The organism is Plantibacter flavus (assembly GCF_002024505.1).
Classification (GTDB): Bacteria; Actinomycetota; Actinomycetes; order Actinomycetales; family Microbacteriaceae; genus Plantibacter; species Plantibacter flavus_A.
On record NZ_CP019402.1, the window covers coordinates 537676 to 561706 of the forward strand.

28 protein-coding genes and 1 pseudogene are annotated in these 24031 nt (G+C 69.8%); 15 read left to right on the forward strand and 14 right to left on the reverse strand.

Annotated elements, in window-relative coordinates; genetic code table 11:
* Window positions 1-32 precede the first annotated feature (32 nt).
* The 4 genes from BWO91_RS02480 to BWO91_RS02495 are packed head-to-tail and all read left to right on the forward strand — an operon-like array spanning window position 33 to window position 2913.
* Window positions 33-1193, forward strand: a complete 1161-nt coding sequence (locus BWO91_RS02480; protein ID WP_079001013.1) for a hypothetical protein — start codon at window positions 33-35, stop codon at window positions 1191-1193.
* Window positions 1194-1231: 38 nt separating this feature from the next.
* Window positions 1232-1801 (forward strand): hypothetical protein, encoded by a 570-nt coding sequence (locus BWO91_RS02485; RefSeq protein WP_079001015.1) that lies wholly within the window; start codon window positions 1232-1234, stop codon window positions 1799-1801.
* 45 nt (window positions 1802-1846) lie between these two features.
* Window positions 1847-2362, forward strand: coding sequence for an ASCH domain-containing protein (locus BWO91_RS02490; protein WP_205847568.1), 516 nt, complete (start codon window positions 1847-1849; stop codon window positions 2360-2362).
* Window positions 2363-2403: 41 nt separating this feature from the next.
* Window positions 2404-2913: an NUDIX domain-containing protein gene (locus BWO91_RS02495; RefSeq protein ID WP_240555657.1), complete on the forward strand. Its 510-nt coding sequence runs from the start codon at window positions 2404-2406 to the stop codon at window positions 2911-2913.
* On the opposite strand, the gene BWO91_RS02500 is transcribed toward BWO91_RS02495, so the two are convergent.
* The 7 genes from BWO91_RS02500 to BWO91_RS02530 form a co-directional block, all read right to left on the reverse strand.
* Window positions 2863-4524 carry a RecQ family ATP-dependent DNA helicase gene (locus BWO91_RS02500; protein ID WP_079001017.1) on the reverse strand — a complete coding sequence of 554 codons (1662 nt, stop codon included), beginning with the start codon at window positions 4522-4524 and terminating at the stop codon, window positions 2863-2865. The genes BWO91_RS02495 and BWO91_RS02500 overlap by 51 nt on opposite strands.
* 116 nt (window positions 4525-4640) lie before the next feature.
* Window positions 4641-5450 (reverse strand): class I SAM-dependent methyltransferase, encoded by an 810-nt coding sequence (locus BWO91_RS02505; RefSeq protein WP_079001019.1) that lies wholly within the window; start codon window positions 5448-5450, stop codon window positions 4641-4643.
* Window positions 5447-6244 (reverse strand): ABC transporter ATP-binding protein, encoded by a 798-nt coding sequence (locus BWO91_RS02510; protein ID WP_079001021.1) that lies wholly within the window; start codon window positions 6242-6244, stop codon window positions 5447-5449. Before BWO91_RS02510 ends, BWO91_RS02505 begins: the two co-directional genes overlap by 4 nt.
* A complete protein-coding gene (locus BWO91_RS02515) occupies window positions 6241-7245 on the reverse strand; it encodes an ABC transporter substrate-binding protein (RefSeq protein ID WP_079001023.1) in 1005 nt (334 codons plus the stop codon). Before BWO91_RS02515 ends, BWO91_RS02510 begins: the two co-directional genes overlap by 4 nt.
* A gap of 36 nt (window positions 7246-7281) precedes the next feature.
* On the reverse strand, window positions 7282-8289 hold the full coding sequence (locus BWO91_RS02520) for a FecCD family ABC transporter permease (RefSeq protein ID WP_079001024.1): 1008 nt from the start codon (window positions 8287-8289) through the stop codon (window positions 7282-7284).
* Window positions 8290-8339: 50 nt separating this feature from the next.
* A complete protein-coding gene (gene ykgO / locus BWO91_RS02525; protein WP_064295097.1) occupies window positions 8340-8462 on the reverse strand; it encodes a type B 50S ribosomal protein L36 in 123 nt (40 codons plus the stop codon).
* Window positions 8463-8550: 88 nt separating this feature from the next.
* Window positions 8551-9792, reverse strand: coding sequence for a hypothetical protein (locus tag BWO91_RS02530; protein WP_079001025.1), 1242 nt, complete (start codon window positions 9790-9792; stop codon window positions 8551-8553).
* Window positions 9793-10041: 249 nt separating this feature from the next.
* Between BWO91_RS02530 and BWO91_RS02535 the strand changes: the two genes are divergently transcribed.
* On the forward strand, window positions 10042-10422 hold the full coding sequence (locus BWO91_RS02535) for a hypothetical protein (protein ID WP_153303359.1): 381 nt from the start codon (window positions 10042-10044) through the stop codon (window positions 10420-10422).
* A 19-nt stretch (window positions 10423-10441) separates the two neighbouring features.
* Here the strand turns inward: BWO91_RS02535 and BWO91_RS02540 are convergent, their stop codons facing one another.
* Together BWO91_RS02540 and BWO91_RS02545 are read right to left on the reverse strand one after the other, a co-directional pair.
* Window positions 10442-11329, reverse strand: coding sequence for a serine hydrolase domain-containing protein (locus BWO91_RS02540; RefSeq protein WP_079001027.1), 888 nt, complete (start codon window positions 11327-11329; stop codon window positions 10442-10444).
* 192 nt (window positions 11330-11521) lie between these two features.
* Window positions 11522-12073 carry an RBBP9/YdeN family alpha/beta hydrolase gene (locus BWO91_RS02545; protein ID WP_079001029.1) on the reverse strand — a complete coding sequence of 184 codons (552 nt, stop codon included), beginning with the start codon at window positions 12071-12073 and terminating at the stop codon, window positions 11522-11524.
* A gap of 99 nt (window positions 12074-12172) precedes the next feature.
* On the opposite strand from BWO91_RS02545, the gene BWO91_RS02550 reads away from it, so the two are divergent.
* The 3 genes from BWO91_RS02550 to BWO91_RS02560 all read left to right on the forward strand — a co-directional run bounded on the left by BWO91_RS02550 (window position 12173) and on the right by BWO91_RS02560 (window position 13831).
* The gene (locus tag BWO91_RS02550; protein WP_079001031.1) at window positions 12173-12628 is read left to right on the forward strand and encodes an Lrp/AsnC family transcriptional regulator; all 456 of its coding nucleotides are present in this window, start codon (window positions 12173-12175) and stop codon (window positions 12626-12628) included.
* A gap of 105 nt (window positions 12629-12733) precedes the next feature.
* Window positions 12734-13240, forward strand: coding sequence for a GNAT family N-acetyltransferase (locus tag BWO91_RS02555; protein ID WP_079003808.1), 507 nt, complete (start codon window positions 12734-12736; stop codon window positions 13238-13240).
* Between the two features lie 54 nt (window positions 13241-13294).
* Entirely contained in the window at window positions 13295-13831 is a 537-nt protein-coding gene (locus BWO91_RS02560) for an MOSC domain-containing protein (RefSeq protein WP_079001033.1), read from the forward strand.
* A 56-nt stretch (window positions 13832-13887) separates the two neighbouring features.
* Here the strand turns inward: BWO91_RS02560 and BWO91_RS02565 are convergent, their stop codons facing one another.
* A complete protein-coding gene (locus BWO91_RS02565) occupies window positions 13888-14307 on the reverse strand; it encodes an Lrp/AsnC family transcriptional regulator (RefSeq protein ID WP_079001035.1) in 420 nt (139 codons plus the stop codon).
* A 70-nt stretch (window positions 14308-14377) separates the two neighbouring features.
* Between BWO91_RS02565 and BWO91_RS02570 the strand changes: the two genes are divergently transcribed.
* From BWO91_RS02570 to BWO91_RS02580, 4 genes and pseudogenes are all read left to right on the forward strand, one after another.
* Window positions 14378-15004 (forward strand): LysE family translocator, encoded by a 627-nt coding sequence (locus BWO91_RS02570; RefSeq protein WP_167620429.1) that lies wholly within the window; start codon window positions 14378-14380, stop codon window positions 15002-15004.
* Between the two features lie 217 nt (window positions 15005-15221).
* Window positions 15222-15338: pseudogene (locus BWO91_RS20545) on the forward strand (DUF2510 domain-containing protein); the annotation flags it as partial.
* 36 nt (window positions 15339-15374) lie between these two features.
* The gene (locus BWO91_RS02575; RefSeq protein WP_153303360.1) at window positions 15375-17537 is read left to right on the forward strand and encodes a transglutaminase domain-containing protein; all 2163 of its coding nucleotides are present in this window, start codon (window positions 15375-15377) and stop codon (window positions 17535-17537) included.
* A 209-nt stretch (window positions 17538-17746) separates the two neighbouring features.
* Window positions 17747-18739 carry an NADP-dependent oxidoreductase gene (locus BWO91_RS02580; protein WP_079001041.1) on the forward strand — a complete coding sequence of 331 codons (993 nt, stop codon included), beginning with the start codon at window positions 17747-17749 and terminating at the stop codon, window positions 18737-18739.
* A gap of 77 nt (window positions 18740-18816) precedes the next feature.
* On the opposite strand, the gene BWO91_RS02585 is transcribed toward BWO91_RS02580, so the two are convergent.
* Window positions 18817-19518 carry an SDR family oxidoreductase gene (locus BWO91_RS02585; RefSeq protein ID WP_079001043.1) on the reverse strand — a complete coding sequence of 234 codons (702 nt, stop codon included), beginning with the start codon at window positions 19516-19518 and terminating at the stop codon, window positions 18817-18819.
* A 132-nt stretch (window positions 19519-19650) separates the two neighbouring features.
* On the opposite strand from BWO91_RS02585, the gene BWO91_RS02590 reads away from it, so the two are divergent.
* Window positions 19651-20253, forward strand: a complete 603-nt coding sequence (locus BWO91_RS02590; RefSeq protein ID WP_079001045.1) for a TetR/AcrR family transcriptional regulator — start codon at window positions 19651-19653, stop codon at window positions 20251-20253.
* A gap of 49 nt (window positions 20254-20302) precedes the next feature.
* On the opposite strand, the gene BWO91_RS02595 is transcribed toward BWO91_RS02590, so the two are convergent.
* From BWO91_RS02595 to BWO91_RS02605, 3 genes are read right to left on the reverse strand one after another with little or no spacing between them, the layout of a single operon-like run.
* The gene (locus tag BWO91_RS02595; protein WP_240555658.1) at window positions 20303-21031 is read right to left on the reverse strand and encodes a DUF3349 domain-containing protein; all 729 of its coding nucleotides are present in this window, start codon (window positions 21029-21031) and stop codon (window positions 20303-20305) included.
* A 2-nt stretch (window positions 21032-21033) separates the two neighbouring features.
* Window positions 21034-21342, reverse strand: coding sequence for a hypothetical protein (locus BWO91_RS02600; protein ID WP_079001047.1), 309 nt, complete (start codon window positions 21340-21342; stop codon window positions 21034-21036).
* Between the two features lie 11 nt (window positions 21343-21353).
* Window positions 21354-22565, reverse strand: a complete 1212-nt coding sequence (locus BWO91_RS02605; protein WP_079001049.1) for an inorganic phosphate transporter — start codon at window positions 22563-22565, stop codon at window positions 21354-21356.
* Window positions 22566-22737: 172 nt separating this feature from the next.
* Here BWO91_RS02605 and BWO91_RS02610 point away from each other — a divergent pair, with 172 nt between their 5' ends.
* Window positions 22738-23064: a hypothetical protein gene (locus tag BWO91_RS02610; protein WP_079001051.1), complete on the forward strand. Its 327-nt coding sequence runs from the start codon at window positions 22738-22740 to the stop codon at window positions 23062-23064.
* Window positions 23065-23155: 91 nt separating this feature from the next.
* The gene (locus tag BWO91_RS02615; protein ID WP_079003810.1) at window positions 23156-24022 is read left to right on the forward strand and encodes a zinc-ribbon domain-containing protein; all 867 of its coding nucleotides are present in this window, start codon (window positions 23156-23158) and stop codon (window positions 24020-24022) included.
* The last annotated feature ends 9 nt before the right edge of the window (window positions 24023-24031 follow it).

The window sequence follows — 24031 nt, forward strand, 5'->3', positions numbered from 1 at the left end:
TCGGGATCGAGCCTGCCGATAGGCTCGAAGGCATGCTTCGTCTGATCGCCTTCGCGGCTCTCGGTGCTCTCGTCGGCGGGGTGATCGTGATCGCCGTCGGTCCATCCACCGTCGGGTACACGGTGGCCGGCATCGCACTCCCCGTCTTCATCATCTCCACCGTGCTCACGCTCATCGCCCGGTCGGTGGGGAACGCCATCGGGGCTTCTCCGGAGGCCGTGCAGCAGGCCAAAGACGCCCGCCGGCTCGGGGTCGCACGCATCGACGCGCTCCGTCAGACCGGCACGCAGATCAACGACCAGCCCCTCTGCGAGCTCGACCTGACCGTCCAACCACTGCAGGGATCGGCCTTCGCGAGCACCATGCGCACCGTCGTCCCGCTGACCGCCATCCCGATGTTCCAGCCCGGCACGGAGCGTGATGTCGCCATCCTGCTCGACGGTGGACCGGAGGTCGCGTTCATCGACGAAGGTGAGCTCTCACCGGCGGAACGGGCGCGTCTGCGCGTGCCTGGGCGTGGGTCCGTCCCGTTCATCCCCGTCGAGCCGCACCGCCGCATCGTCGACGGCGTCCGACGGGGGCCGTTGCTCGGCGTCGGCCGCGCGGGCCGGCCCGCACGGTTCGCCCTCTTCGCGGTCGTGGCGATCGCTGCGGCGACGGTCGTCGTCGCGCCGTTCCACCAGGCGGTCGGGCAGTCGTTCGCCGCCATGCAGGATGGCCGGCTCCGACCGGATCTGCGCCGACCGGAGGCGCTCGCCGACGCTCAGCGGGCGCTCGAGGAGGCGATCGGTCACGACCGCGTGGCCTCCATCACGGTGGCGGCCGACTTCATCATCGTCGAGGCTCCGCTGTCCGCTGGTGACACGAAGGCCGACCGCTGGACCTACCGGGACGGAGCCGTCACCAACGACGGCGCGGCGACCTCGCAGCCCGAGTCGACGGCCGAGCAGTTCTCCTGGACGGATGTCGCGCTCGACCGCGTCTGGACGCTGATGCATGACGGTGCCGAGCAGGTCGACCGGCCCGTCGGCGACGCCCTCGCCTACGTGGTCCGCGCGACCGACGACGACGTCCACAGTCCCGCCTTCGGTCGCCCGGCCGGGCCGCCGGAGATCATGTTCAGTGTCGGCGACGACTACGGCACGACCTCGTTCGTCGCTGACGCGGACGGTTCGGGCCTCACCGCGCGGTGAAGCCCCGGGACGCTCCGAGCGAACGGCATACTGTCGTCATGAACGCTGCGTCACCGTCATTCCCCCCGCTGGTCGTCGGATCCGCCCCGGCCCGGACGGAGCGGGCGACCCGCCCGGCGTTCGTGCTCACGCTGATCGGAGCGGCGTTGGTCCCGATGCTCGGGATGCTCCTCGCCGTGCTGACCACGACCACCGGAGGGTTCGCCCTCGGCATGCTGGCCGGGCTGTCCTTCAGTCTCATCTCCTGGCTCATGCTGTTCGCCGTGGTGCAGTTCGCGACGGTCCGCGGCGCACAGTCGGTGGCTCGTACCGTGCTGACGCTCGACACGAACGGCCTCCGCGGCAGCATCCCGCAGGGCGAGGTCTTCCTCCCGTGGGGCGCGATCGAGCGCATCTCGGTCCGCTCACGCGGCAAGTGGCGGATCCTGACCTTCCACCTCGTGCCCGGCCTGACCGCGCAGTCTCCGGGCGTCTCGACGACCCTCCCGCCACGGTCCTTCGCCGCGCTCGGCAAGCTCGGGTTCCAGGTCGGCGAGGTGGCGATCGACACACCCGTCGACACCGTCCTCGCCGCGACGAACGCGTTCACCGGAGGCCGTCTGCGCTGAGCCGTGGTCGACGGGTCTGTCGGATGGTCTGGCACGATCGGATGTATGGACTCCGCACACGCCGCCAGCCCGGTCGCCGCCCCCGACGTCGATGCCGCGAGGACGATGTGGCAGGCGTACGCCGAGCATCGCGGCGGCGCGGGACTGGACGACGCCGACTACACGGTCGAGCACTTCGGCGACACGGCCGAGCTGGCGGACGAACTGCTCGACATCGTCCTGAGCGGACGGAAGCGGGCCACCGCCGAACTCGTCTCCGAGTTCGCGCATCGTGGGGACCCGCTTCCGCGGATCGGCTCGCACTGGATCGCGTGCGACAGTACCGGGGCCCCGCGGATGATCATCCGCAGCACCGCGCTGCGCATCGGACCGTTCGGGAGTGCAGAGGCCGCGTTCGCGTTCGCCGAAGGTGAGGACGACCGCACGCTCGAGAGCTGGCAGCGCGAACACCGACGCTACTGGGAGCGGACGACTGCGGCCCGGGCTGCGGTGTGGTCGGAGTCCGAGGACATCGTCTTCGAGTACTTCGCCGTGGTGTGGCCGCCGGAGCACGCGGACTGAGGTCTCGCCGATCGATCAGGCCGGTTCCGTAGACTCCCCGCATGCCGATGTCCGATTACGTCGCCTCGATCCGCTCCCACATCGGGACCGGGTTCCTCATGCTCCCCGGGGTCACCGCGGTGATCCGGGACGGAGACCGGTTCCTCCTCGGTCGCCATCACCACTCCGGCCTCTGGAGTCTGATCGGCGGCGGCGTCGAGCCGGGTGAGGAGCCCGCCGACGCGCTCCTGCGCGAGGTCCTCGAAGAGACCGGCGCCCGGGTCCGCATCCGCGGGATCGTCGGGGTGTACGGCGGTGAACCGATGATGGTGCGCTACCCGAACGGCGACCACGTCGGGTACGTCACCACCGCCTACGACTGCGAGCTCCTCAGTGAGGCGACCGCGGATCCTGAGGAGCTCCTCGAACTCGGCTGGTTCGCGCGGGACGAGATCCCGACGCTGCCGCGGCGCGACTGGATCGATCGCGTCATCGACGACGCAAGCGTGGATCTGCCGCGCTCAGGCCGAGGCGAGCTCGCGGGTGGTGAGGACGCCGGTCTCGAGCGCTGAGAGCGCCACGACCTTGTAGCCCTCGGCGTCGAAGAAGATGGTGACGCGATCCGGCTCGACGCCCATCACGGTGCCTGGACCGAACTCCTCGTGGTGCACCGCCTGGTCGACATGCAGCGGCGAACCGGCGGCGGCATCTCCGGACCCGACGCGCTCCTCCTCCTCGTGGGCCTCATGCCGTTCGCAGCCGTCGCAGTTCCCGCACCACTCCGGGGCCTCGACACCGAAGTACTCCAGCAGGACCCGCCGGCGGCAGTGCGACGTCTCGGCGTAGGCGCGCATCATGGCAAGCCGCGATTCAGCGATCCGCTCGCGTGACTCGAGCGTCTGACGCACAGCGCCGATCGCGCGCTTCGGACCGATCTCGTCGATCGCCCGGACGCCGTCGGCGGTGTCGACGAGGCCGGCGTCCGCGAGGTCGTTGACGAGGCGGGCGACCGTGCGGCGCGGCCGATCGAGCTGCTCGGCCAGATCGCCGACGCTCGAACCCGGAGCGGCACGGACGGCCCGCCAGACGGCGCGCAGTGCGGATTCCGACACCGAACGCTTGGTGAAGAAACGACGGAGACCGAGATCCTCCGCGCGGTAGTGGAGCGCGGTGGTGGCAGGCTCGCCATCCCGTCCGGCCCGGCCCACCTCCTGGTAGTAGGCGTCGAGTGACTCCGTCGTCGTGGCGTGGAGGACGAAGCGCACGTCGGCGCGGTCGATCCCCATCCCGAACGCCGAGGTCGCGACGACGACGTCGAGCTCGCCGGCTCGCCAGCGATCGTGGACGGCGCGACGTTCCGAGGTCTTCAGGCCTGCGTGGTAGGCGGCGACCCGTCGTCCTTCGGCCGCGATCTCCTCGGCGTATCGCTCGGTGTCGCGGCGCGTCGCCACATAGACCAGTCCGGGCGCCGTCCAGGCGCGGGCCTCGTCGACGACCGCGGCTCGTTTCTCCGCTTCGCTCTCGTGCCGGTGCACGACCAGGCGGATCTCCGGGCGGTCGACGCCGTGCACCTGGACGTCCGGATCGTGCATGCGCAGGCGTTCGATGATCTCGGCGCGGACGGGGCCGGATGCGGTGGCCGTCATGGCGAGCACCGGCGGATCGCCGAGTTCGCGGCGGACGTCTGCGAGGCGCAGGTAGTCGGGTCGGAAGTCGGTTCCCCACGAGGAGACGCAGTGCGCCTCGTCGACGACCATGAGTGAGACACCGGCCGCGCCGAGCCGGGCGACGGTCTCCTCGTTCGCGAGCTGTTCCGGAGCCAGCAGCACGTAGACGGGCCCGCGCTCGTCGATGCGCTCCCAGGCCTCCGCGATCGCATGCGGCCCGAGCGAGCCGTTGAGTGCGACGGCCGGAGGTGCGGCCGGCGCCGCCTCGATCGAGGCGAGTTGATCGGCCTGCAGCGCGACCAGCGGGGAGATGACGAGGGTCACGCCACCGCGCTGGGCGCCGGCGACCTGGTAGACCGCCGACTTCCCGCCGCCCGTGGCGAGGACGAGGAGCGTGTCGCGCCCCGCGACGGCCGACTGGATCGCCTCCCGCTGTCCCGGCAGGAACGTCTCCCATCCGAAGTCATCGCGAGCGATGCGATCGACGGAACCGGCGGACGTACGAGAGGAACCCATGCCTGTGACGGTACCTCCGCGCACCGACCTGTCGAGCCCGCTTGACGGGTGCCGCCGGCTCTGCAACGCCGCTCCGTCGAGCAGGACGGAGGTCGGTCTGCGGGGTCCTCAGGCGGTCAGCTCGCCACGACGCCGTAGAGCACGTAGTCGTCGAGGTATTGCCAGACGGTCCCGGTCTCGGCGAATCCCGCGCTGCGGAGTGTCTCGAGGTGGAAGCCGAGGGTGACCTTCGGCGGCGCTTCGTGGAGCGATGCACCCCAGACCTCGTCACGACGGCGGAGCGCGTCGGCGTAGCGCGGCGTGGCCGCGACCGCGTCCCACCAGCCGTCCCACGTGTCGGTGTCGCCGGAGAAGGTCTCCTGCTGCATCGCCTCGTCGTCGGTGCGGGCGATTCCGGCCAGCGTCGACTCGTGGTGTCCGCTGTACGAGAGGTGATCGCCGTTCACGACGATCCCGCCCGGCCGGATGAGGGCGGGCAGTGCGCGGTAGACGTCGACGAGGTCGGCGGGTCGGAGCCAGTGCAGTGCCGTCGAGGAGACCACGGCGTCGAACCGGCCGTCCGCGATGAGCGGATGCGCGGCCCAGCCGGCGTCGGCGAGGTCGACCTCCGCGATCGAGAGCCGCGGGTCTGCTGCCGAGAGGTCGGCGGCGATGGCGAGGAGCGCAGGGTCCTTGTCCGCGACGACCGCCCGACCATTCGGGACGGCTGCGAGGACCTGCTCGGCGAGAGAGCCCGTCCCGCCCGCGAGATCGAGGATGCGGGGCGCGGGCGAGTCCGCGCAGATCGCCGCGACGACCCGCGCGATGGTGTCGAACCGCTCTGCTCGATGCCTGATGTAGCCGGTCTGCTGCGCATCCCAGCGCGATGCGAGGCTCCGAGCGGTCGCGAGCGTCGTCGCGTCGTCGGTGGAGATGGATTCGGTCATGGGGACTCCTTGGTGTCGGGGTGGAGGTGTCGTTCCGGTGGCAGTGAGAATTCGAAGCGCACCCGGCCGGCCGCGTCCTCGTGCCGGTGGGTGCTCACGTCGTAGACCCGGTCGATCAGGCCGGGATGCAGGACGTCCCGGGGTGGGCCTGCACCGGCGACGCGGCCGTGGTGGAGGAGGACGAGGTGGTCGCAGGCCTGAGCCGCGAGGTCGAGATCGTGCAACACGACCACGACGGTGGGTGCGATCGTGCGCAGGAGCGCGACGACCTCGAGCCGATGTCTGAGGTCGAGATGGTTCGTGGGTTCGTCGAGCAGGACGTGTGGTGCACGCTGCGCGAGGGCTCGGGCGAGGGCGACCCGCTGGAGCTCTCCTCCGGACAGGGTGGCCAGGCGGTCGAACGCCCGGTGGGTCAGCCCGACCGTGTCGATCGCGGCGGCGACCTCCTGGTCGTGGGTGGTGCCACCGACGCGGAGTACGCCGTGTTCGGCGAGACCGCCCAACGACACCTCGTCGACGACGCGCAGCCCCGGGTCCGGGTCGACTCGCTGGCCGACCTCGGCGACCCTGCGGGCGATCCACCGTCGGCGCCGCGTGCCGACGTCCTGCCCGTCGACGGTGATCCGACCACGCTCGATCGGAACGGCTCGCACGATCGCGCGCAGCAGCGTCGTCTTCCCGCCGCCGTTCGGCCCGACGATCCCGGTCACGCTGCCGGTCGGTGCGGTGAAGGAGACGGCGTCGAGCAGCGTGCGGCCACCGGAGCGGACGGTCACCGCCGCGGCTTCGATCATCCGAGATCGTCCAGGAGCCGAGCGAGCTCGTGAGGGCCCTTGATCGAGAGCAGGCTCGGCGGATCCGTGTACGGGAAGCGGAGCGCTGTGACCCGGTCGTCACGGACGGCGCTCAGCCCGGAGACACCCGGCGTGCTCAGGAAGGCGTCGATCGTACTCTGCGGGTCGCCGCTCGAGTACAGCAGCACGATCGTGCCGGGATCGCGGGAGATGATGTCCTCCACGCTGGCGTCGAAGACCCGCTGATCGGAGTCCGCGTACACGTTGGTGAGGCCCGCGGCCGCGAAGACCGGGGTGACCATGCTCGGCCCGCCGTACGGCGACAGCACGGCGCCGCCGGACGAGACGTAGAGGGCAGCGGCGGTCCCGGCGTCGGGAGCAGGTGACTGCACGGTCGCCTTCGCCGCGGCGATGGCCTGCTCGGCCTGTTCGCCCGCTCCGAGCAGGCCGCCCAGGGATCGGACCTCGTCCCAGACCCGGTCGAAGGTCGCCGCCCTGCTGAGCGCCGGGTCGGGGTTGGAACAGTAGGCGGTGGGGGAGTAGACGGGGATCCCGCTCGCCGCCAACGCGTCACGGTCGACGGCGTTCTCGGGGGCGATGACCAGATCCGGCGACGCACCGAGGATGCTCTCCTGGGAGACGACCGAACCACCCGTCGCGTTCTGCTCGGTGGTGAGCGGCGACAGGGCGTCGAGTGCGTCGTACGTGGCGTCCGCGTACAGGCCCGGTTGTGGGGTCGCGGTGATGGCGACGATCCGGTCGACGGCTCCGAGCGCCTCCAGGTTGGGCAGTTCGTCGTCGTTCACGAGCACGATGCGTCGGGCCGGCGCGTCCAGGGTGATCGTCGAACCGCAGTTGTCGATGGTGACCGGGAAGCCGGCGTCGCTCGGAGCGCCAGAGGGCTCAGCTGCGGTGGTGGCCGAGCAGGCGCTCAGGATGCCGAGCGCGAGCACGGGGACGGTCGCGGCGAGGAGCGCTCGCCGGAGTCGGGGTGTGATCATCGGGTGTCTTCCGTTCTGATGGGGGAGGGGAGGGGCTCATGTCTCGGACCGGGCACCGTGGCCCTGGCGGAGGAGCGCGAGGAGGAATGGCGCGCCGAGGATCCCGGTGATCACACCGACCGGGATCTCCTGCGGAGCGAACGCCGTCCTTGCGATGGTGTCGGCGATGACGAGGACGATGCCGCCGAGCAGGGCGGCGACGGGGAGCACGGCCCGGTGGCGTCCGCCGACGAGCCGGCGCGCGAGGTGGGGGATCACGAGCCCGATGAAGCCGACGCCCCCGACGGCCGCCACCGTCACGCCGACCATCGCCGAGACGCCCACCATCAGTCCGATCCGCGCTCGCTCGGGGTCGAGTCCGACCGATCTGGCCGAGTCGTCACCTGATGCCAGGGCGTCGGTCCAGGGCGCGAGGACGATGAGGGCGCTCAGGCCGATCACCGCGGAGATCGCCGCGGCGAGGAGGGCGGCCGGTTGCACCGACGCCAGCGACCCCAGGAGCCAGAACAGCACGGAGCGTGCCGCTTCCGGTGCGTCGCTGGAGAAGACGAGGAAGCTCGTGGTGGCGTTCAGCGCGTACCCGACGGCGAGCCCGGCGAGGACCAAGCGCAGGGGCCCGCGTCGATTCGCCATCCCGGCGAGCAGGACGACCAGCAGCACCGCACCGATGGCCCCGGCCAATGCGGCGCCGGCGACGAGGAGCGCGCCGCCACCGCCGATGACGAGCACGACGAGGGCCACACCCGTCGAAGCGCCCGAGTTGAGTCCGAGCAGGTAGGGGTCTGCGAGCGCATTGCGGACGAGGGCCTGCAGCATGACCCCCGCGACGGCGAGCACGGCGCCGGCGACGAGTCCCATCGCCACCCGCGGCGCTCTCGTGATCCAGACGATCTGATCGACCGAGTCCGGCCAGGGGCCGGGTGCGCTTCCGAAGAGGTGCCGGGCGAGGACAGCCACCACCGTCGGCGGTTCGATGGGGACGGGGCCGATCGCCACGGCGATGAGGATCGTCGCCACGGCGAGCATGGCAAGACTGACGGTCATCGCCGCGTCATGCCGGCGGCCACGCCGGATCGACGCGACGACGACCTCGTTCAACCCTGACGCGCCTTGAAGCGCGGGTTGAGCTTGTTGATGACGAAGACGCGACCGCGTCGGCGGACCACTTGCGCTCCTGGCATCTTCTTCAGCGACTTCAACGAGTTCCTGACCTTCATGACCGCACCCTCCATATTGATAATGGTTATCAATACCATAGTGGGTGGATCTCGCCGATGTCACATCGACCGCCGCTCGGAGTGCCGTTCAGTCGACGGGCGTGCGTGTCCGGAACGCCGACGCTGCAGCCATGACCGCGATCAGCACGAGCATCATGAGCGGCGGCATCGCGGCCTCGGCGCCTCCCTGTGCGACGAGCCGACCGGTGAGCGCGGCGCTCGCCGCGATACCCGCGGCGGAAGCCGAGTTGATCCAGGTGAACCCCTGCGTCAGTTCCTGGGGGACGACCGTCGCCTGCACGATCTGTGAGGACGAGGCGAGGAGCGGTGCGATCGCGGTCCCGCCGACGAGGAGCATGATCGCCAGCCCAGGCAAGGCGGGCCAGACGGCACCGACGACGACGGCGAGCGTGAGGACGACGGACGCGATCAGCTGCACGGTCCGGGGCTGCGGAGTCGATCGCAGCGCACCGTACATCGCGCCGGCGACGATGCTCGCGGCACTGGAGAGCGCGAGGACGAGTCCGATGAACGGTTGTCGTCCCTCCGCCGTCGCCGCCGCCGTGACGAGGAGTGGGACCGCACCGAAGAAGCACCCCAGCCCGAGGTTCACCCCGAGCGCCGCGAGGAACGGTGGGGCGAGGAGGGTGGAGCGGTGGATGTCCGCCCCACGCTCCGGTCGACGTCGCGGTTTCGGGGCGGTGGAGCGTTGCAGTGAGAGTGCGACACAGCCGGTGGCCACGAGGATCCCCGCAGCCGCGGATCCCGCCCACGGCGCGAGCGAGGTACCTATGAGCGTCACGAGGATCGGTCCCGACAGGAACACCGCGTCGTTCACGTTCGCCTCGAGGGCGAAGGCGGTCCGCAGCGCATCGGGCTCCGGGAGGAGCCGCGACCAGCGCGCCGCCGACAGGGCACCGGGCTGCGGGATCGCGACACCCGCGACGACGACGATCGCCAGGGTGATGCCGAACGGCGCACGTCCTGCAGTGGCGATCGCGACGACGACTGCACTGACGTGCACGAGCACGGCCACCGGCACGGTCGCCGTCTGTCCCCACCGGTCGGTGAGTCGGGCGATCTGCGGGCCGACCACCGCCTCGGCGAGCGCGAACGCCCCCGTCGCCGCCCCTGCGGCCGCGAACGACCCCGTGGCGTGCTGGATCGAGAACAGCAGCCCGAGTCCGGTCATGGCGACGCCGAGCCGGGCGAGGGCTGCAGCGAGGAAGAACCGGGGCGCGCCGGGGTGGCCGAGGACGCCGCGATACCGGCGGGCGGCTGAGCGGAAGTGGCCGAGGATGGAGGGCGGGAATGAGCGAGCAGTCGTCATGGACGATGCCTCCGAGGCGGAGCGGGGGATCGATCGGCAGACAAGTCGGCCTGGGCTTCGACGATCACCACGACACCGCGGTACCCGTCCATCGTGCCCGCCAGGCCTGCGGGGTGCAAGCGTCGCGAGTCGCCCGCGGTGGACGGTCCGCGTGAGATGTGGGTGGGTCGTGCGGTGGAGTTCGGGTTCCGTGCTCCGCGGGCGGTCCCAGCGCTGGTATCTTACGGATGCCGCCGACACCATCGGGGTGTGAATCCGGATGCGGTGAGGAGTGACGAGGTATCGATGCGAACGGTCGGCGTACTGGACAGTGACGACCGCGCCCGTGCGTCTGCCGTGTCGTGGCTCGGCTCCCACGCACCTGATCTGCAGGTGACGATCGCGGCGTCGTCCTGGGGTGAGATGCTCACGGACGACCGGTTCCCTCCGAGTGCGGTCGTGTTGTGCCCGCGAGTCGGGGACCGGGTCGACATCGCGTACAAAGCGCGTGTCTGTCGCATCCTCGACATCGACGTGGTCGTGGTCTCCGATGCTCCTCAACAGGAGATCCGGTCCGGGCACCGGAGCGTCGGCGCCACGTTCGTCTCGACCGTCGAAGCGGCGGCGGGAGTGCTCCGCGCAGGAAGCTGACCCGCGCCCGCAGCCGGGCTCAGCCCGCGGTGTCGGTGAGGAGCGAGGACACGGAGGCCGCGATGTGGTCGGCCCCCTCGTGGTCCGCGGCCGTGATGGTGACCACGGCGTCGCCGGCGAAGATGACGAGCTGCCCGTAGGCCCCGTGGAGTCGCCAGGCCGCGCCAGGACCATCCCACCCGGCGAGCGCATACCGCTCGTAGCCATCGCCGGTGCCGGAGGGCACCCACTCGGTGTGCATGGCGTCGATCCACTCCGCCGACAGGAGTCGTTCGCCTCCCCACCGGCCGCGGTCGCGGATGAGGCGGCCGATGCGCGCGAGTTCCGTGGTGCGGAGGTGCAGCCCTCCGCCGGCCGCGATGAATCCGCGGGGACACCGCTCCAAGGGCGCGTCGTGGATGCCGAGCGGTGCGAGGAGCCGTTGCTCGATGTAGTCGCCGACGTCGCCGACCCGGGTCTCGAGCGCGCGCATCGCCGTGTAGGTGCTGGCGTTCGAGTATTGGAACACACGACCGCGGGACGGCCTGCTCAGGAACTCGAGGGCGAGGTCCGGCCAGTCGGACAGCAGGGTCGGTGACCAGGGGAGGTCGACGCCGCTCGTCATGTTCAGGAGGTGGCGGAGGGTGACGTCGGCAGTACCCTCGCCGAAGTCGACTTCCGGGAACACCGCGCCAAGCGTGGTGTCCATCGTGATGAGACCGTCGTCGATGGCGATGCCGACGGCGAGCACACAGACGCCCTTCGCTGCGGAGTGGATGTCCTCGCGGACGTCCTCGGTCCAGCGGTGCCCGGCTTCGTCGTCACCGGCGAGCACGTGCAGGCCGTGCGCGTCGAAGCCCAGCTCGGCGACCTGCTGGACGATGCGGTCGCGGAGGACGGCTGCTCGGGTCGTTTCGGCTCGGGTCACGGTTCCAGTCTGCCCGACGCCCGCGCGGCGCGAACGCCGTCCATCGCAGTGTTCATCGGGTGCGACCGGACTTCCCGACGTCCAGGCGGCCGGCGAGTGACGCCCCGAGCGCGGCGGTCCGGTCAAGAAGTCCGCGTGAGCGACAACGGTTAGCGGCACCGCACAGCTCACTCCTGCCGCCGATCCCGGCGCTCAGCCCCCTCCAGGCGGGGAGGCGTTCGCAGTGCCCGCGCTGAAGGCGGTCAGCAGTCGCCGGCCCTCCGGCCAGGCGCCGAGTCCACTGGCGGCGTTCACGTGGCCCTGCCGCCCGATGCTGATCCGAGGCACGCCCCACATTGCGGCGAACTCGGCTGCGCGCGCCTCGGAACAGTACGGGTCGTCGTCACTGGTCACGAGCACTGCGGGTGCGGATGGCCGGACATCGAGATCTTCGGCGAACGCGGCGGCGACCCTCGGGAATCGCGGCCCCTCGGGATCGGGTGCGGCGACGAGGAACAGCCCGGCGACTCGTGCAGGGTTCGCCGCCGCCCAGCGGACGGCCAGCAGGCACGAGAGGCTGTGAGTCACCAGGATCGCCGGCTCACCTGCCACCGCCCGGTCGAGCGCGGCGGACCAGTCGTCGAGATCCGGCTCGTCCCAGGAGGCCGGCGCGAACCGTCGGATCGCGGGTGTCTCGCGCTCCCAGAGGGACTGCCAGTGGGCGTCGTCGGAGCCACCGATCCCGGGCATGGTGATGATCGACATGGGATTCCTTCGTCGTGGTCGGGCGATCTGCCCTCAGCGTGCCAGTCGAACCCTCCGTCTCAGCAGCTGGAGCGTCACCATCCGTTGTTTACTAAGCAGATGACGGACGATGCTTCGCTTTCCTTCGATCGAACGGATCAGACGATCCTCGACGTGCTCCAGGTCGACGGGCGAACCACGATGACGGACCTCGCCCGGCTCGTGCACCTGTCCCAGCCGGCGGTGTCGGCGCGGGTCCGCAAGCTCGAGCTCGCCGGGTACATCACCGGCTACGGGGCTCGGGTGTCACCGCAGAAGCTCGGCCTCACGACGCACGCCGTCGTCCGACTCCGGACGACCCACGCACAGATACAGGCGTCGCTGACCCAGTTCGACGAGCTGCCGGAGATCCACCGGATCTACCGCGTGACGGGCGAGGACTGCTTCGTCCTCGATGTGCACGCCTCCTCGCCGGAACGCCTCGAGCAGATCATCGACGCCATCGGTCGGTTCGGTCCTGTGAGCACGGCCCTGGTGCTGCGCGAGTACCCGGCCCACCCCATCGCCAGTCGCTGAATCTCGCTCTGCGGTCCGCATGTCGCATCGGGGTGGTCGAGTGCACCCGGCGGCGACTACCGTTGACGGGTGTTCACCGTGACCAACCTCGCCGACGGCATCGACATGCGGCCCTTGGAACTCGGCGACGCGCGGGAACTCGCCGCCGCATACGTGCGAAACCGCGACCATCTGGCCCCGTGGGAGCCGGCCCGATCCGACGAGTTCTTCACCGAGGCGGCGCAAGCGGCGGACCTCACCAGCAAGCTCGCGTCGAGCGCCGCCGGGAGCGCACACTCGCTCGGCCTGTTCGACGGCGCGACCATCGTCGGCCGGTTCAATCTGTCGGGGATCGTCCGTGGCCCGTTCCAGAACGCCGGGTTGGGCTACTGGGTGGATGCGGAGTACGCGGGCAAGGGCCTCGCGACGGCCGCCGTCCGGGCGATCCTGCGGGTGGCACGCGACGACCTCCGCCTGCATCGGGTGGAGGCGAGCACCCTGCTGCACAACCACGGTTCGCAACGGGTGCTCCGCAACGCCGGGTTCGAGCACATCGGCATGGCGCCGTCGTACCTGCGGATCGCCGGGACCTGGCAGGACCACAACCTGTACCAGGTGATCCTGCACGACTGACCGTGTCGTGTGGGTCGAGTGGTCATCCGCGCTTGCCCCGTGCACACTGGAGTGATGACAAACGCCCGTGTCGTCTCGGTCAGCAGCGACGATGAGCACCGCTTCTCCAAGCCGCGACGGGACGCGATCACGCTCATCGCTGGTCTCGGTGTCGAAGGCGACGCGCATTTCGGTGCGACGGTGCAGCATCGGTCCCGCGTGAGACGGGATCCGACGCAGCCCAACCTCCGACAGGTCCACCTCATCCACCGTGAGCTCTTCGCGGAGGTGGACGCCGATCTCACCCCGGGTGAGCTGGGCGAGAACATCACCACCGAGGGGCTGGACCTCCTCGACCTCCCCGCGGGTGCCGTGCTCCGGCTCGGGACGGACGCCGTCGTCGAGGTGACGGGGCTTCGGAATCCCTGTGTCCAGATCGACCGCTTCGAACCAGGCCTGCTCAAGCAGGTCGTCGGCACGGACGCCGAGGGTCGCACCGTGCGCAAGGCGGGAGTCATGGGCGTCGTGCTCGCCGGCGGCGTCGTGCAGCCCGGTGACCCGATCACCGTGGAACTTCCGGACGGAGCCCGGGAACCCCTCGCGCCGGTCTAGTGGCAGCTCCGCAGTATCGCGGTGTATCGCGGTGCGACGGTGCGTGTGATTCCCGCCTACCGGAGCGCCAGCCGCGTCTGCGTGTGGGTCGCGCCGCCGTCGTTCTTCATGCTGCGGAGGAGGCGGTCGAGAGCCGCGGTGCCCGCGACGCGGATGTGGACGAGGTAGTCGTAGGCGCCGGTGACGTGCACCGCGTCTCTGATCTCGGGGATCCGACGGGTCCACTCCAGGAACTCCTCCGACTTGCGCGCGGGGTCGAGTCGGACGTCGATGAACGCCTCCAGCCCGTCCTCGGCGACCGGGGCGTCGGAGCCGAGGATCGCGCGGTACCCGGTGATGACACCACTGCGCTCCAGACGGTGGACACGAGCCGCAGTCGCATTCGTGCTCAACCCGATCTGACGACCGAGCTCACTGAACGAAATGCGCCCGTCGGTCCGCAGGACATCGATGATTGCACTGTCGAGGTCGTCCATGCGACACAGTATGCCGTTTCAGCGCCAGAACACACTGTCTCGACCGGTGTGCTGCACCAGAGTCGTCGGCATGGACCTTCTCGTCGCCCTCCTCGCCGGTTCCGTCGCCGGGCTCGCCCTGGCCGCACCGCTCGGGGCGATCGGGATGCTGCTCCTCCAGGAAGGCATCACGCGCGGGCTGCGCCGTGGACTGCCTGCGGCCGTCGCCGTTGCGACGGTGGACGTGGCGTACTGCACGGTCGCCGTCGCTGCCGGTGCGCTCGCCGCGCCCATCGTGGGCGGCTGGTCTCCCTGGCCGCAGCTTCTCGGGGGTGTCGTCGTCATCGCGCTCGGAGTGCACGGCCTCCTGCAGGGCCTCCGTGCGAAGCCGTCAGCCGGGGAGCGATCCGCTGAGCGCTCGGGCACCTCGCCTCAGCGGTACGTGCTCTTCCTCGGCCTGACGGCGATCAACCCGGCCACGCTGGTGTACTTCGCGGCGATCCTGACCGGGCTCACCGAGTTCACGGCACCAGGGTCGACGGCGGTCGCCTTCATCGTGGGTGTCGGGCTCGCATCCTTCGGCTGGCAAGCGCTGCTGGTCGCGCTCGGAGCCGGACTGCGGCGGAGGACGGGCGCGTCCTTTCGGAGGTGGACGGCCATCGTCGGCAACGGCCTGATCGCCGCATTCGGTGTCGCCCTCATCATCCAGGCGCTGTGATCTTCGCCCTGTGAGCGCCGGCTCGTCCGTCGATCAGCGCCTCGCCGGCACGTCCCCGCAGGGGTTCCGGGACGTCGGCGCGACGATCTGACCGCTCGAGGTCGTGCGGTGACGGCGGGCCGATTCGCTTCCCGATTCCCGTGAATCGAATATCGTATGTTGCGTTGCTTTGATGGGGTCATCGCAGTGATGCGTTCGGATTGAAGGGGGATGTCGGGTGACGGAATCGCGTGGGGGTACGCCGGCCGGTTGGTATGCGGACCCGTGGAACCCGACCGGGCAGCGGTACTGGAACGGCTCGGAGTGGACCCCGCAGGTGCACAGCGGAGTTTCGCAGCAGCAGCCGCAGCCGCCATCGCAGCCACGACCCGTGCAGCAGCCACCAGCCCCACAGCAGGCTCAGCGTCAGCCACAGCAGCCACACCAGTCGAAGCGTCCCGGCAAACGGCGGGGCCGCACGATCGGCATCGTCACCGGGAGCGTCGCGATCGCGGCCGCGCTCGCCGTCGTGGCGGCGTTCGTCGTGGTCCCTGCCGTGACCGGCGGCGACGAGGGCCGTATCACCACCGACCAGTCCGCACTCTACGATTTCACGGCCCCACAGGCGGGCCTCGAACGCGACCACGAGTTCGAGATCGACGTCGACTACGACGTCAAGGCAGAGAACAAGAAGCGGGCGGACGCCGACGACCTCGACCGCGGCGGTAACGCGCCCCCATGGGCGTTCCAGGTCTTCTACGACGCGGCTCTGACGAAGCAGGCCGAGTACTCGGTGTACCAGTCCGACTCCGGTGGCGGCGTCACGATCTCCGGAACCGAACTCGGGAAGACGTTCGGGAAGACCGAGGCGGACATCCTCGACGAGGCCGGGGCATCCCGCGGCCGCTGGGGCCTGCACGACGAGTACTTCCTCGTGAGCCGGCTCGAGAAGGACGGCACCGAGCGGGACAAGCCGCTCGTGACCAAGTTCACCGTCGAGTCGGAGTACTCGGCGCCCGAGGTGACCTTCGGGGCGGCCGACGACAGCGGCGGTGTCACGCTGTCCTGGGAGTCGGTGGAGGGCGCCGACACCTACCTGATCGTGCACCACGAGGTCACCAAGCGGGGTGACGGCGTCTTCAAACTGGTGGCCGAGGTCGACGGGACCGAGTGGTCCTCCGCTGGCGACACCGAGAACCTCGAGGTGAAGGAGGCCCCGTTCGTCAGTCGTCAGAACATCGGGCTGCAGGCCTACAACTACCGCTCGCAGACCGAGGACGACGTGGCCGGCGGCGAGGAGCAGGACGCCGGCGAGGAGGAGATCGCCGCCGAGACGATCGGGTTCGACCTCGGCGTGATCGCCACCGACGGAACCTCCTTCTCCCCGTACAAGCCGTACGACTTCACCCGCTCCGCCGGCTTCCTCCCGCTCGAGGTCGCGTCGAACTCCACGCGGGCGCTGAAGAACTGGGGTGCCAGCGGCTACATCGAGGGCATCGAGAACGTGCAGAAGGTGCTGCCGTTCGTCTCGGTCGACGGGCGCACCCGCTCGACCGTCGCGTACCTCGATGACAGCGCCGTGCTCGACTACGGCGATCGATGGGTCGTCCCGCTCCGCGGACGCAACACACAGCTGGGGGAGTGGATCCCGATCACGAAGCGGTCGACCCCCGACCCGGTCGCAGCCATCGCCCAGTTCAACGCCGCAGCGCAGGAGGCTGCCCCGCCGACCGGCATGCCGCGGTTCGACGCCTTCGTGGCGCCCGAGAACACCGACGCCGAACCGGTGTCCGAGGTGCCGCCCACCGACTACCCGGTCTACGGCAGCACCGAGTTCACCAGGTTCCTCGCCGGGCACCTGATCGCCCAGACGAAGTCGATCGACATCTCCGAGTTCGTCGACACTCCGGGAGCGCCCGACCCGTACGACGCCGTGTACGAGGCGCGGGCCCAGAACCCCTACGTCTTCAACGTCAGCTACGTCGGACTCCGCGACGGGGGAGACACCCTGCTCGTGACGTATTCGCTGCCGAACGACGAGGTGGCGGCGCTGCAGGCGCAACTCAAGCAACGCGTCGACGAGGTCGTGGCGGCAGTGGCACCCGAGGGGCTGAGTGATCGGGAGAAGGTCACCGCGCTCAACGAGTGGCTCGTCTCGAACGCCGAGTACGACGACACCGCCTTCGCGACCCTGCAGGGCGACGCGTTCGACGGGGTCCCGGTCGGCTACGAGTACGCCTGGAACGCCACCGGGACGCTGTTGCAGGGGCTCGGTGTGTGTGCGAGCTACTCCTACGCCTTCAACGCGCTCGCGAACGCCGCGGGTGTGCAGACGGTCGTCGTGACCGGCGACGTCCTCTCCGGTGGGCCGCACGCGTGGAACAAGGTGTTCGTGGACGGGCAGTGGCTCGCCGTCGACACCACCTGGAACGATGGCGGCGACCCCTCGGCGTACCTCATGATCCCCGACTCGGGCTTCACCGACACCGCGCAGCGGGTGGAGGACACGTACTGGATGATCGACTCGTCGATCCCCGCGTACGCGACGCCCTGATCGGCGAGCATCCTCGTCGTCGAGGGTCTGACGGCTGCCGCTCGACCAGCGGCCCGATGGTCTTGTGGTGCCCAGTCGGGGCGTGATGTGGTTGGGGGGAGTTGGGCGTCGGGGCGGCTGTGGGGGCTCCTTGACAAAATAACTGAGTCTGCTCATAATTGAGCTAACTCGGGTCAATCCGGGAAATCGACCCGGAAGGAGCCCCACCCATGAGGGCGTTCACCATCTCGAGCTACGCGTCCCCACTGCACGAGACCGAGGTGCCCGAGCCCGTCGTCGGCGCCGGCGACGTCCTGGTGCAGGTGCAGGCCGCCGGCCTCAATCAGCTCGACGAGAAGATCCGTCTCGGCGAGTTCAAGCAGATCCTCCCTCACCGGTTGCCGATCATCCTCGGCCACGACGTCGCCGGCACCGTGATCCGCGTCGGCGCGGATGTCCGCAGCTTCAAGCCCGGTGACGAGGTCTACGCGCGTCCTCGTGATCACCGGATCGGGACCTTCGCCGAGCGCATCGCTCTCGCAGAGGCGGATGTCGCGCTCAAGCCGGCGTCGATCAGCATGGTGGAGGCAGGATCGCTGCCGCTCGTCGCACTGACCGCCTGGCAGGCCCTCGTCGAGCTCGGCGACGTGCAGCCCGGTCAGAAGGTCCTCATCCACGCCGGTGCGGGCGGGGTTGGATCGATCGCGATCCAACTCGCCAAGCAGCTCGGTGCGGAGGTCGCGACGACGGCCAGCGCCTCCAACGCGGACTTCGTGCGCGAACTCGGCGCGGACACCGTGATCGACTACCGCACCGAGGATTTCGAGCAGTTCCTCCGGGGATACGACTTCGTGCTCGACAGCCTCGGCGGCGAGAACCTCGAGAAGTCGCTCCGCATCCTCAAACGCGGTGGAACGGCCGTCGGCATCGCCGGACCGCCCACCCCGGACTTCGCCCGGTCCGTCGGTCTCAGCGCGGTGCTCCGGCTCGCGATCTCCGCACTGAGCGGCAAGATCCGCAGGCAGGCCAAGCGGCTCGGCGTGAGCTACCGGTTCCTCCTCATGCAGGCGAGTGGTGACCAGCTGCGCGAGATCACCGCCCTCATCGACAGCGGCGCGATCCGTCCCGTCGTCGGACGGGTGTTCCCCTTCGACGACACGGTGGAGGCCCTCGGCTCGCTCACTGGCGGCGGCATCCGCGGCAAAGCGGTCATCGCGGACTAGTCAGTGATGACAGCGAGAGTGCACAAAACGCTCCCAATCACGACGTTTGGGAGCGTTTTGTGCACTCTCGGGAAGGGTCAGGCGAGCTGCGGGTAGACCGCCTCGAGTGGGGCGCTGAGGGCGGCCTTCAGCTGCACCGAGGTGTCGTCCGCGAGGACTTCGTACTCACCGGCCTCCGTCGCGTCGAGCACCTTCGTCACGAGGACGGCGGGATCGAGCTTCGGGTCGGTCGCGCCGGCGGCCATGGCCGTGTCCACGTAGCCGACGTGCACGCCGACGACGTGCACGCCTGCGGGGGCGAGTTCGAGGCGCAGCGAGTTGGTCGCGGACCAGAGTGCGGCCTTCGTCGCGCTGTAGATTCCCGCGACGGCGTACCAGCTGAGGGCGGAGTGGATGTCGATGATCGCGGATCCGGTGTTGGCGGCGAGGATCGGTGCGAACGCGCGAGCGAGGAAGAGCGGGCCGAGGAAGTTGGTCTCCACGTTGGTCCGGATCTCCTCGTCGGTGTGCGACAGGATGCCGGGCGTCGACGCGTTCGTGCCGGCGTTGTTGATGAGGATCGTGACGTCGGGGGCCGCGGCGACGACGGCGGCGATCGAAGCGGGGTCGGTGACGTCGAGCGCGAGCGGGACGACACGCTCGTCGTCCCAGGTGCGCGGGTTCCGAGCCGTGGCGTAGACCTTGCCGGCGCCGCGCTCGAGGGCGTCGCGGACGAAGTCGGTCCCGATGCCGCCGTTCGCGCCGGTGACGAGGACGACTGCTCCGTTGAGTGAGGGCATGTGGTTGACCGTTCTGTTCGAATGAGTGGTTCCGATGTGGCCGTGGAACAATGAGCGACATCCCGTGATGTCGCGATCCACTGACTATGCTCACAACTGAGCGCAATCATCTTGTATTCCCGAAGGACACCCATGACCGCCGAACCCCGGCCGCTCGGTCGCCGCGAGCGCAACAAGCTCGACAAACTCGAACGCATCACCGCAGCAGCCGGCGAGCTGTTCGCCGAGCACGGGGTCGACGACGTGACCACGCAGCAGATCGCCGACCGTGCCGACATCGGCACCGGCACGCTCTTCCTCTACGCGAAGACGAAGGGTGAGCTCCTGCTGCTCGTGCAGAACTCCACCTATGCGGATGCACTCGTCCGCGGGGTGGCTGACGCTGACGCCGCCGCCGACCCGCTCGATGCGGTCATGGCGATCATCCGTCCGGTCGTGGAGTGCAATCGGAAGCAGGTCGACAACGGCCGCACCTACCTGCGGGAGATCGTCTTCGGCGATCCCGAGGAGCCGTATCACCGCGCCGCGCTCGCCCTCACCGTGCAGACCGAGGAGGCGATCGCCGCGGTGCTGCGACGAGACGGCCTCATGACCGCCGAGCGTGCCGCGACGACGGCGCACATCGTGTCCGCGATCATGTTCGTCAGCATGGCGGCGACGATCAACGTCGGCAACACCATCGACGAGATCGTCGCGGAGATCGAGGCACAGGTGCGGGTGATCCTTCCGAGCTGAGCCGGGAGCCGTCCTGCAGATGACCCGCAACGTGGACCGCGGGCGGGTTTCAGACCGCGAAGTCGCTCGGCCACCCGTGCTCGGCGAGCGACCGGCGGACACGCTCCACATCCTCGTCACTCGGCAACTCCGCGGTGACCCGGGCGATCGCCGTGGCGACGTCGACCCGACTCAGCGACGCGTCGCCCTCCGCCGCGAGGCGCGCGCCCACCTCAGCCACCTCGGCATCGGTCAGCCGACGACGGAGGAGCGCCACGAGCGGGACGAAGTCCTGCTCGGGGAATCCTGCAGGGTACCCGGCTCGAAGCCAGCGCACGATGCGGGCGACCAGCCCTCCGCGTTCCTCGAAGAGGTTCGCGCGCGCCTCCCGACCGACGTCATGGTCGGTCGCCACCGCGCGGACGTCGTCCGGGCTCCCGAGCGGCCACCCCGCGCTCGCGAGCCGGGCGGAGACGCGGACGAGGTCCTCCGGGAGCGCCGGACCGAGGAGGAGCTGTTCGACACGCGCCCGCAGGCGATCGTTGCCGACCTGCTCACCGCTCGCATCGGCGTTCTCCGCCTCGATGAGCAGTCCTTTGACGACCTGGTCCAGCTCCTCAGGCGTGAGACTCCGTCGGAGGATGCCGAGCAGCGGCACGTAGTCGTGCTCGGGCACGCCCGTCGGGTATCCGGCGCGGAGCCAACCGACGACGCGCGCCACCACGCCGGACCCGCTGCCAGCGACATCGACGCCGGCCACGTCTGCGCCGGTCGCGTCCACACCGTTCTCGTGCGACACGATCAGTCCTTCGGGGTGAAGGTCGGGATCACGTGTTCGAAGCTGACCTCCTGCCCCAGACCGGTGGCCACGATGATCGTGAGACCGACCAGCACCGCGGCGACGACGACGGCGAAGCACAGCACGCCGATGGCACGGAGGAGCGCCGACGGGAGCGTCGGCGTGGCCGGCGCGCTCCGGTCTTCGGAACCGGCACCTCCGGCGACCGCGAACGAGCGGACACCCAGCGCGAAGAGCGTGGGAAGACCCGCGCCGAGCACGAGCGCGATGACGGCCACCTGGGCGGCGGCTTCGAGGAAGAGCATGAACATGTCCGACGTCCTTACGCTGCGGTCTTCTGCGACGAACGGGCGGGGGCGTCCTGCCAGTCGTCGTTCACGTTGTGGGATCCGATGCTGTCGCGGCGCGAGCGGAGGTAGATGGTGAGTGCGACACCCGCGAGGATCGCGACCATGAGGATTCCGCCGATCGCCCCGCCCGCGAGGTGACCGAGCCACCACATCACGGCGCCCACGAGCGCGGCAGCCGGGAGGGTGATGATCCAGGCGACGACCATCCGGAGGGCCACCCGCCAGCGCACCTGCGCCCCCGGCCGTCCGACGCCGGAGCCGAGGATCGACCCGGTCGCGACGTGCGTGGTGCTGAGCGCGAAGCCGAGGTGACTCGAGGCGAGGATGACCGCGGCGGAGGAGCTCTCGGCGGCCATGCCCTGCGGCGTGTTCAACTCCACGATGCCCTTGCCGACGGTGCGGATGATCCGCCACCCGCCGATGTACGTGCCGAGCGAGATCGCGAGGGCACACGCGAGCTTCACCCAGAGTGGGACCGACTCGGTGTCGTCCCAGCCGCCGGCCGCGATGAGCGCGAGGGTGATGACGCCCATCGTCTTCTGTGCGTCGTTCGTGCCGTGGGCGAGGGAGACGAGCGACGCGCTGCCGATCTGCCCGATCCGGAAGCCGCGGTGGAGACGTCCCTGAGCGAGGTTGCCGATGACCCGGAAGACGAGCCAGGTGCCGATCGCCGCCACCGCGCCGGCGAGCAGGGGCGACATGAGGGCCGGCAGGATGACCTTGCCGACGACGCCGTCGAGCTTCGAGCCGTCACCGGCCCAGTTCACGCCGTTCAGGCCGAGGCCCGCGAGCGTCGAGCCGATGAGACCGCCGAAGAGCGCGTGCGACGAGCTCGACGGAAGACCGAGCAGCCAGGTGAGCAGGTTCCAGATGATGCCACCGATGAGCCCGGCGAGCACGATCAGCAGGAGAGCCGAGCCGCCGCCCTCCAGCAGCGCCGGATCGGGAGCTCCCGACGAGTCCTGGATCTTCACCACCGCGTTCGTGACGGTGAGCGCGACTTCGATGCTCAGGAACGCGCCGACGAGGTTCAGCACCGCCGAGAGCGTGACCGCGACCTTCGGCGGCAGCGCACCGGTGGCGATCGAGGTGGCCATCGCATTCGCCGTGTCGTGGAATCCGTTGGTGAAGTCGAAGGCGAGCGCCGTGATCACGACGAGAGAGAGCAGGATGATGGGGTCCACGGCGAAGATCCTGCTCCTCGATCGCAGGATCGACAACGGGTGAGCGGGCGGATTCACCCGTTGTTCACGTTCCGTGGCGACTCAGAGGGTGACGAGGAAATCGTCGGCCGGATCCGCATGTGCAGTCCGGCCCGGGTCAGGCGAAGCGGTTGGAGAGCACCGTGCCGATCGAGTGCTGTCGGAGGTCCTGAGCGAGGAGGAGCTCGCCGGTGACGAGGGTCTCCGACTGATCGAAGTACTCGATCAGTCGGCGGCACAAGAGCGGCACATCGACCTCACCCGACACGTCGATGCCGTTGCGGGAACCGAGTACGTCGAGCAGACCGGCCGGATCCGCGTCGACATCACCGTCTACGAATTCCAGGGTGGAGACGGCTACTCGCAGAGCACCGAGACCCACTACATCGACGACGTCAAGCGCAAGGCGCCGACGGGCCACTTCGAAACCGGGCAGGACAACGTCCCCTGCTGCGAGGACTTCCAGGTCCCGGTGGGGTGACACCGTCCACGCGAAGCGCTGACGACGGCGTCGCCGAGGTGGGCGCCCTTCGCGGGGCCCGATGTCGGCGGCCCGTCGTAGGTTCGGGATCGTGCCGGAACGTGTGGAAGCGTGGTGGGCCCGCCGTCAATGGTCGAAGGGCCTCGACACGCCGTACCCGGTGGGCGCCTACCGGCAGGCCTGGGCGTCGTTCCCCGCGCTGTGGCGTCAGTACCACGCGGATCTCAACGCCGGAATCGTCCTGAGCCAGGTGCCGCCGGCTGCCGACGTCCTCCTGCAGTGGCAGTGCGACCGCGGACACCGCTTCGTCGCGACACCGGCGGAGCAGCGCTCGCGGCCCGGACGCGAGCGTCGCCGCAGCGCGTGGTGTCCGGAATGTTCCGACGAGGCCGATCCGTCGAAGATCGTCGCGTTGCCGATGCGGGAGTCGGTGACCGATCCCGTGCCCGCGGTCGCCGGGATCATCCGGGAGCGTCGCGCGCGGCCGAAGGCGTCGCTGTGCGAGAAGACCCCCGACCTGCCGGTGGGGGAGGCCTTCTTGTCCGTGTGCGCGCCGAAACCGGCGTCCGCTGTCGAGGCTCAGCTGCGCGCGGACGTCCATGAGCGGCTGGCGCTGACGGAGGGACTGAACGCGGTGCGCGTGCAACGTCCGTTCTTCCAGCACCTCGAGGTGTGGCCCGACCTCGTCTACCCGGAACTGCGCATCGCCATCGAGTACGACAGCATCGGCCGGCACGGTCTCGAGCACGTCGGCCGCCGTGAAGCCGTCGACCGACGGAAGGACCGCGCGCTGCGCTCGGCCGGCTGGGAGGTCATCCGTCTCCGGACCGGGAAGCTCGAACCGCTCGGTCCTCACGATCTCCAGCTCTCCTCCTGGAACCGCCGAGCACTCGACCGGCTGGTCGACACGCTCAGGGCCGTCCGAGGTCCGTTGCTGGTCGACGCGTATCTGCGGTGATCCGCAGGT